The 8,571-nt window shown below is 59.1% G+C and carries 8 protein-coding genes and 1 pseudogene; 3 read left to right on the forward strand and 6 right to left on the reverse strand.

The window, feature by feature from the left end:
• Positions 1 to 30: 30 nt before the first annotated feature.
• Positions 31 to 1,002 (forward strand): type II secretion system F family protein, encoded by a 972-nt coding sequence (locus ACHZCJ_RS06950; protein ID WP_159643932.1) that lies wholly within the window; start codon positions 31 to 33, stop codon positions 1,000 to 1,002.
• Between the two features lie 18 nt (positions 1,003 to 1,020).
• A complete protein-coding gene (locus ACHZCJ_RS06955; protein ID WP_159643934.1) occupies positions 1,021 to 2,010 on the forward strand; it encodes a type II secretion system F family protein in 990 nt (329 codons plus the stop codon).
• Between the two features lie 52 nt (positions 2,011 to 2,062).
• Here the strand turns inward: ACHZCJ_RS06955 and ACHZCJ_RS06960 are convergent, their stop codons facing one another.
• From ACHZCJ_RS06960 to infA, 6 genes are all read right to left on the reverse strand, one after another.
• Entirely contained in the window at positions 2,063 to 2,506 is a 444-nt protein-coding gene (locus tag ACHZCJ_RS06960) for a MarR family winged helix-turn-helix transcriptional regulator (RefSeq protein ID WP_159643936.1), read from the reverse strand.
• 9 nt (positions 2,507 to 2,515) lie between these two features.
• Positions 2,516 to 4,630, reverse strand: a complete 2,115-nt coding sequence (locus tag ACHZCJ_RS06965; RefSeq protein WP_321325070.1) for a TonB-dependent receptor domain-containing protein — start codon at positions 4,628 to 4,630, stop codon at positions 2,516 to 2,518.
• Positions 4,630 to 5,262 carry a maleylacetoacetate isomerase gene (gene maiA, locus ACHZCJ_RS06970; RefSeq protein WP_159643940.1) on the reverse strand — a complete coding sequence of 211 codons (633 nt, stop codon included), beginning with the start codon at positions 5,260 to 5,262 and terminating at the stop codon, positions 4,630 to 4,632. The genes ACHZCJ_RS06965 and maiA overlap by 1 nt, the downstream gene beginning before the upstream one ends.
• Before the next feature lie 47 nt (positions 5,263 to 5,309).
• Positions 5,310 to 6,308 carry a ribonuclease E/G gene (locus ACHZCJ_RS06975; RefSeq protein WP_321325073.1) on the reverse strand — a complete coding sequence of 333 codons (999 nt, stop codon included), beginning with the start codon at positions 6,306 to 6,308 and terminating at the stop codon, positions 5,310 to 5,312.
• Positions 6,301 to 6,870, reverse strand: coding sequence for a nucleoside triphosphate pyrophosphatase (locus ACHZCJ_RS06980; RefSeq protein ID WP_321325076.1), 570 nt, complete (start codon positions 6,868 to 6,870; stop codon positions 6,301 to 6,303). The genes ACHZCJ_RS06975 and ACHZCJ_RS06980 overlap by 8 nt, the downstream gene beginning before the upstream one ends.
• 115 nt (positions 6,871 to 6,985) lie before the next feature.
• Positions 6,986 to 7,204, reverse strand: a complete 219-nt coding sequence (gene infA, locus ACHZCJ_RS06985; RefSeq protein WP_066742521.1) for a translation initiation factor IF-1 — start codon at positions 7,202 to 7,204, stop codon at positions 6,986 to 6,988.
• A gap of 231 nt (positions 7,205 to 7,435) precedes the next feature.
• Between infA and ACHZCJ_RS06990 the strand changes: the two are divergent.
• Positions 7,436 to 8,571 (forward strand): annotated as a pseudogene (locus tag ACHZCJ_RS06990) (TonB-dependent receptor); the annotation flags it as partial.

Here is an 8,571-nt window from a genome sequence, read left to right on the forward strand (position 1 = left end):
GATTTTCTTCGGCTTTATAGGGATTAGACAATGGGTATAATGCAAATTGCGATATTGGGTACCGGTGTTATGGCGGTTCTGCTGCTGCTCATCTTTGCCTATGCCGGCCCATCACAATCCAAGGCCTCGGCGCGACGACTTGATAAAGTCAAATATCGCCATTCGGATAGCGACAATGTCCGGGTGGAAGCGCAAATGAAAAAAGCGCTCTCGGCGCGGCGCAAGACCATGCGTCCCCGGGGCGAGAATATGACCAAGCTGGAAAGGCTGGCCATCCGGCTGGAAAAAACCGGCAAACAATGGCCGCTGTCCTATTTTTTCTACGCCGCTGGCGGTCTGTTCGTGGTCGTATCCGGCCTGCTTCTGCTCAAGGGCGCACCGCTTCTGCTATGCCTGTTCGTCGGCCTTCTGGTCGGCGCCGGGATCCCGCATTTTGTCGTCGGCTTCCTGATCAACCGGCGGGTATCCAGGTTTACCGCCTCGTTCCCCGATGCAATCGAACTGCTCGTTCGTGGCCTTCGCTCGGGCCTTCCGGTGACGGAAACCATTGGCGTGGTCGCCAAGGAAATCGACGGCCCTGTCGGCGAGGAATTCCAGAAAGTGGTGGATCGGATCAAGATCGGCCAGACGATGGAGGATGCGCTGCAGGAAAGCGCGAAGCGAATGGAAACACCGGAATTCCAGTTCTTCTGCATCACGCTGGCGATCCAGAGGGAAACCGGCGGCAACCTGGCCGAAACATTGTTCAATCTTGCCGATGTTCTGCGCAAGCGCGGACAGATGAAACTGAAGATCAAGGCAATGTCGTCGGAATCCAAGGCTTCGGCCTATATCGTCGGATCGCTGCCGTTCATTGTCTTCGGGCTGGTTTACACCGTGAACCCGACATATCTGGCCGGCTTTTTCTATGAAGAACGTCTGATCATCGCAGGCCTGGGTGGCCTCTGCTGGATGGGCATTGGCGTGTTCATCATGGCTAAGATGGTCAATTTCGAAATTTAGGATGAAGGTGCAAGGCAAATGACAAGCGGCGGCGGACCAACATTATTCGGCATAGACGTGCTCTGGGTGGCGACCATTCTGGCAGCCGTTGCCACTGCGGCTGTATTTTTCGCAATCTACGCCGCCGTGACGGTCCGCGACCCCATGGCGAAACGGGTCAAGGCCCTCAATGAGCGCCGCGAACAGCTGAAAGCAGGCATCACCGCCTCAACCACCAAGAAGCGGGCAAAGCTGGTCCAGCAAAATGACACCACCGATCGCATGCGCAACATGCTCGCGTCGATGCAGGTCTTGCAGGACACCCAGGTCAAGGAAGCGCAGCAGAAGCTGGCACAGGCCGGCATCCGCTCCAAGGACATGGCTTTTGTCATCATTTTCAGCCGTCTCGTGCTGCCGATCATATTGGGCGGTGGCGCGGCGCTGGCCATCTACGGGTTTAACTATTTGTCCGACTGGTCCGATCTCAAGCGTTTCGGCGTCTTCGCCGGTGCAGCGATCGCCGGTTATAAAGGGGCTGATATTTACGTAAACAACCTGATCGCCAAGCGCACCGACCTGATCCGCAAGGGCCTGCCGGACGCTATTGATCTGCTCGTCATCTGTGCGGAAGCCGGTCTCACCGTCGACTCCGCCTTTGCCCGGGTTTCAAAGGAACTCGGCAGCGCCTATCCGGAGCTCGCCGACGAATTTTCGCTGACCTCGATCGAGCTGGGCTTTCTGACCGAGCGGCGGCAGGCTTTTGAAAATCTCGCCTATCGCGTCAATCTGGACCATATCAAGGGCGTGGTAACAACCATGATCCAGACCGAAAAATATGGTACACCACTCGCGTCATCGCTGCGGGTCCTGTCAGCGGAATTCCGTAACGACCGGATGATGCGCGCCGAAGAAAAGGCGGCCCGTCTGCCAGCCATCATGACGATACCGCTGATCATGTTCATTCTGCCGACATTGTTCATCGTGATCCTCGGCCCCGCAGCCTGCTCGATCTCCGATGCGATGCTGTAGCGCTGAAAACCAGCTGAAAAACCAGAAGAGCGGCGGGCAACTGCCGCTCTTTTCATTCCGCCGCGATCGTGTCCGCCGATTTCTTGATCCTGGCCAGCATCGCCGACAGCTCGGCTTTTTCCTCGACGCTCAGAACAGACATGATTTTCCGGTCCATTGCCTGGGCGGCCGGCAGAATCTTGCCATATAGATCGCGGCCGGTGCTGCTCAGCAGCAGATGATGCGAACGGCCATCCGCCGTGTTCGGGCTACGATCGAGCAAGGCCCGGTCGACGAGATTCTTTACCGCACGGTTGACGGTCACCTTGTCCATCAAGGTCGCTTCGACCAGATGCCGCTGGGTCGAGGCACCGCGTGTCCCCAAGACCGACATCACCCGCCATTCCGGAATCTTGAGGCCAAAAAGGCTCTTATACTCGCCAGCGATGACGTCACTGACGGCGTTGGACGTCGTCGAGAGCTGGTAGGGCAAATAGTCATCAAGCTTGAAGGTCATAAATAATATTTATTCAATTCTGGCGCGAAGTCCAACCCAAAATGTCCGAGGGAACGCGCGTTCGATTATTCCATTGCTACTGACAGCAGCCTCTACCCGGGCATCGAGAAGATTTTCAATCCTGGTTTCGACCAGCAGGCGATCAGTCACGGCCAGCGCCATCCGTCCGTCGATGGTCAAGGCATCAGCAAGACTGAGAAAATTGACATCATCCTCAAATTGCTGGCCGACATAGCGGGCCGAAAGACTGATACCGGTGCCGGCTTCATTTTCCCAGACTATGGAGCCTGTGACATTGTGCCGGGGCACCTGGGCCGGGCGGAAACCGTCGACCGCAGCCGCATCGCCGGAACCGTCCACCTCTGCGTCGACAAAGGAATAGGCAGCGCGGACGGCCAGGCCCTCGACCAGATCGCCAAGATCAAACGCGACATCAATCTCCACGCCCCTTGATGTGATCGCATCCAGATTCTGGCGCTGGCTGTACGTTCCGTCTGCCGCCACGAAGCCGACACCGGGAAAAACACCCGGTCCATTGGCCAGCGTGATATTGGCAACGGCATTGTCCAGCTGGTTGTAGAAAGCCGTAACCCCCAGTTTGGCAATACCGCTCGTCCAGTCCATTCCGATCTCGGCACCCTTCATCCGTTCCGGTTCGAGCGACTCGTTGGCGGCGGTCGCATCGGACCCGACGCGGAACGGGCGGAACAGTTCGTTCAGGGTCGGTAGCCGCCAGCCGAGATAGGCAGCACCGCGGAACGTGAGCTGGTCATTTATGTCATAGGCAAAGCCGCCACGACCGGTGAACTCGGTGTCGCTGCGATTGGCGAACTGCTCGTCCGTCCGCACCGCGCCAGGAAAGGGATCAATCAGCTCAATCTCCTTGCGGAAACCGTCATCGATCGACCAGAAGTCGACCCGGCCGCCACCGGTCAGAACCAGTGCTTCGCCAGCCTGCAGGCTGGCTTCGACGAAAGCGCCATAGGTGGCCGTGCTACCCCCGGCCGTGCGGCTGCGGCGCGGTGTATCATTGTCGGCGAAGAAGAAATTCTCTTTTGTGGTTCCCTCGGTCCGCCGCCAGTCGCCACCGATGCGCAGTTCGACATCGTCACCCACGGGCGGCCGCACTTCGAAGCGCGCACCCAGTCCGGTCGAGGGCACACTGAACTGTTCAAATACGCGACTGACCGAACTGCGATCATCCGCAACGCCGCCAAAGCTGACATCGAAATTGCGGATCTGGACATAGGCAAGCGCCGACCATTGCCAGTCGGAATTGCGGTCGATCAGCCGGATGCTGGCGTCGGCGCCGTCATTATGATTTTCGCTGAAGGCAAAACCGCGTTCCCGGTCGTCGGTGAAGGCGCGGACATTGGTCTGCAGTTCGACATTGTCGGACAGAGGCGCGACAAAGCGGACAGCAAGACCGGCCTGCTCATATTCCGCCGGGCGATCCACCGAACCGCGCTGGCTTTCGATGATCGGGATGAAACCGTCGCCACGCGCATAATCGGCAGAGATCGTCAACTGCCCCTGCCCCAGTTCGCGCCCGAACAGCAGATCCGCATCGACGCTGTTGCGGCTGCCGTAGGCCGCGCCCAGTTCGATCCGGTCCCCGACCGTGTCGCTGAACAATTCTATCGTGCCGGAAATCGCGCCCTGCCCGTCGGTCACGCTGCCGCCACCGCGGGTAATCCGGGCGCTGCCAAGCGCGAGAGCATCATAGCCGGGCCAGGCCACCCAGCCGCCGAAGGGATCCGCCTGTGGAACGCCGTCGAGGATCAGCAAGGCGCGGGACGAAGCATTGCCGCCCAGCCCGCGCAGCGTAACACCCTGGCTGGTCGGATTGGCCGAACGCGCGTCGGAGCGGCGGAATTGTTGCAGCCCGGGTATATCGCGCAGACTGTTTTCTACCGTACGGGACGGATCAATGTCGGTTTCGATGGTGCTGTAGACTCCCTCGCCAAGGGTTACCGGCAAACCGGTGACGACAATTTCGGGCAGGCGCAAATCGGCGATGACGACCTGGTTTTCGTCATTGCCATCTGCCTCCTGCCCCCAGGCAGGAACACTCGCCAAGCATAATGGTGCCAGCAGCGGCAACGCAGATATATATTTTTTCATTATGCTGGCTTCACTGCTTCGGGAGCGGCTTTCCGAAAAGCCTCGAGCTGGTTGCACGCCGACTCTATCCGCTCCAGTTTGGGGAAATCCTGCAGGTCCAGATCAAACCGCCGGGCATTGTACATTTGCGGTACCAGGCAGACGTCGGCGAGATTGGGTTTGTCGCCACCGAACAGACCGGTTTCCGGCGCCATGGTTTCCAGCGCGACAAAACCTTCGGCAATCCAGTGGCGATACCAGTTGTCGATCACTTCCTGATCCTGCCCCAGTTCCTTCTTGAGATATTTCAGTATCCGGAGATTGTTCACCGGATGGATATCGGCGGCGATGACCAGAGCCTGCGCCAGCGTTGTCGCCCGTTCGGCGGGATCGCTGGAGACCATCGGCGGGTCGTCATATTTCGCATCAAGATAGTCGATGATCGCCAGCGACTGGGTCAGGTCATGCCCGTCTATGCTCAGCATCGGCACCAGCCCCTGCGGATTGCGTGCAACATAGGCCGGCGCTTTCTGCTCACCATCGAGCAGGCTGGTGCTGGTCGCGGTATAGGCGACGCCTTTCAGGTTGAGCACGATGCGCACCCGGTAGCTCGCCGAGCTGCGCCAATAGTCGTAGAGAATGATATCCGTCATGGGTCGGCTTTGCAGAACGGGCCGGACAATTGCAAGCTCGGCGGCAATCAGCCGATCGAACCGCCCTCGATCGCAATTTCGCCGCGTGGATCAAGCGACACCATACGCCCTGTCCGCTTCGCCAGTTCTTCCAGCAGCGGTGCCGTCAGCTTGTTCGCCACGGCGGGATGCGCCGTCAGTCGAAGCCCCCCGGATCCGCGATCACGCTCGGCCTGGCGCAGCAATTTCAGCGCCGCATTAACCACGCGGTTTTCCTGCATGATCTCCGGCACCGACGGTCGCACCTTGCGGCTGACGACCTGCATAAAACCGAAGCCGTTTATCGCGGTGCGCTCGCATTTCATGGTCATATGAGCATCAAAAACAGCCATGACCGCAACGCGATCAGCCTTCGCCTCCAGAGTCGGGAAATCCACCCCGATATTGCCAGCAATGTCGAAGCGTACCAGCGCGAGCGCAATTTCCTTGGCCGCCCGTTTTGCCAGTTCCAACGGCGCCAGCGGCCCATCGACATCGATCAAGGTCATGGCGGGGGTCAGGGAGATCAGCAGGCTCCCGCCCTCGAACTCTATCCGTCCGCTTTCGGCCTGCTCAATGGCTTCGTGCCAGCCGTGCCTGGCCAGGACATCTTCTTCATGGGCATGAACCTGTTTGACGGGAATTCCGGTTGCTTTGATCTCGGCCAGCAGATCCGGTCCATCGCCGAGAGGGCTGTCCGGTTCCGCCGGGCGCGCCTTGGCCCGCTTCGTCTGCCCGCCGCGCTCTGTCATCGCTGCCCGGATAATCTCGACACGAACCGTTGCCCCTTCGGTCAGGCCTTTGGGCAGAGGCTGCAGCAAGGCTTCCTGCCCGTCTGCCAAGGTCACAATCCCGGATTTTCCGGCAACCCATTGCTGTGAGAATTTTGCGTCGACCACCGCGCCGGCCTTGGCGCTTGTGCCTGCCCGTTCGACCCGTATCTGTGCCAGATCACCATTGTCGAGCCGCAACGCCCGGTTTTCACCGATCCCGGCTTCGTAAAGCCAGCCGTGGGCGAAATCAGCCAAGAGGATAGCCCGCGCTGATCAGCAGATTGCGGGTTTCGTACAAAGGCAGGCCCATGATGCCGCTATAGCTGCCCGACATCCAGGTGACAAAAGCCTCTGCCGTACCCTGTATCGCATAGCCGCCCGCCTTGCCCTGCCCTTCGCCACTGGCGATATAGGCTTCGATCTCGCTCGCCTCGAAGCGCTTGAACTTGACAATGCTGTCGGACAATTTGGTCCGCGCGGTGCCGTCGGCCGCGATCACGCAGACCGCCGACATCACATGATGCCGTCGCCCGCTGACCAGTTCCAAAAATTTGCGCTGTTCCGCCGCATCAGCGGCCTGGCCCAATATCCGGCGGCCCACCGCGACTGTGGTATCACCGGCGAGCAGAATTTCATCCCCGCTCCGTTCAACGGCAGCAGCCTTTTCCTGCGCCATCCGCATGACATAATCGCGTGGTAGCTCTCCCTTGCACGGCGTCTCGTCAATATCGGGAGAGATGATCCGGTCCGGCGTGGCGCCCAGACGACCCAGCAATTCCAGACGGCGGGGGCTGGAGGAGGCGAGGACCAGTTTCATAGGTTCACTTTCGTCATGCTGAACCCGGTTCAGCATCCAGAGCGTCAAATCGCAAGTGCAGTTTCAAGACAAGCCGGGATCCCGGATCAGATCCGGGATGACGAGCCGTGGCTCATCATTTGAAACGATAGGTGATACGCCCCTTGGTCAGATCATAAGGAGTGAGCTCGACCAGCACTTCGTCGCCAACCAGCACACGAATACGATTCTTGCGCATCTTGCCGGCGGTGTGGCCCAAAATTTCGTGGCCGTTTTCCAGTTCGACCCGGAACATGGCGTTGGGGAGCAGTTCGCGAACCATTCCCTTCATTTCTAGCAGTTCTTCTTTTGCCATATGGCGCTTTATATTCCCTGATGTTGCGGTAGAGCCGCGTGTTGCAGTGCGCCATAACGGCAAAAGTAGAAAAAGGGAAGGATTAGCTGCATCGGGCAACCGGATATTGATTGTCGCATCGTGATGCGTCGACTGCGACAATTTAATACAAAGAAATTATACCATTAGCCACAGCCTCATGGCAATTCGCACATATTCTTTCCACCTTATGCAAGAGCCGAGAGCCACAAAATGATCCCCTCCCCCAAATCCTTTCTCACCGCATCGCCGCTTGTTCTGGCCAGCCTGTTGCTGCCCAACCCCGCCAGTGCGCAAATCTCCGACACAGATTCGGAATATGCCGACGACGAGATTGTCGTCACCGCGGAGCGCCCGCGCGGCGCCGTCGTAACCGAGATCCCGCCGGTCGTCGAACTGAGCGAAGAGGATATCGCGAGCTATGGCGCCGCATCGGTAGAAGAACTGCTCGACGCGATTTCCTCGCAGACCACCTCCAGCCGCGGCCGCAGCACCGGCCGCCCGATCATGCTGATCAACGGCCAGCGTACGTCCAGCTTCCGTGAAATCCGCGATCTGCCGCCCGAGGCCATCCGCACGGTGCAGGTCTTCCCCGAAGAACTGGCCTTGCAATATGGCTACCGCCCCGACCAGCGGGTGATCAACTTCGTGCTCAAGGACAATTATACCGGCGTCAGCGCCTCGGCGGAATATGGCGTCCCGACCCGGGGTGCGCAGGGCCAGTCAGAAATCGAAACCACGATCACCAAGATCGGCGAGAACAGCCGGATCAATGTCAATCTGGAATGGCAGAACAACACGGCAATAACCGAGAGCGAACGGAATATCATCCAGGACACGGCCGGTGAACTGGTCAATCTCGGTGACTATCGCACATTGGTCGCGCCTTCGGACAATGTCGAGCTCAACGCCAATTACAGCCGGAATTTCGGCAATGGCATGTCGCTGTCACTGAATGCCGGCTATGTCTACGAAAAATCGCGCGGCCTGCAGGGTCTGCCCGGCGGAACGCTGGATGTCGACGGTGACTCGATGTTCCGCTATTTCACCGAATATGGTCCGCTGCAAAAGGTGCAGGAGACCAATACTGCGCAGGCCGGCCTGACGCTGAACGGTCTGCTCGGTGACTGGCGCTGGTCGCTGACGAGCGATTACACCCGCACACAAGTCAACACCGACACTGACCGGTCCGGCGACACCAGCGCGCTGCAGGCGGCGATCGATGCCGGGACTGTTGATCCGCTGGCGGTCAGCTTCGGCAGCCTGCTCGGTGCCCCGGTTACCGACCGGGCCAGGGTTGTCGACCAGACGATCGACAATCTCGCCACCCTGTCGGGCACCTTGCTGGT

Source organism: uncultured Parasphingorhabdus sp., from assembly GCF_963677535.2.
Classification (GTDB): Bacteria; Pseudomonadota; Alphaproteobacteria; order Sphingomonadales; family Sphingomonadaceae; genus Parasphingorhabdus.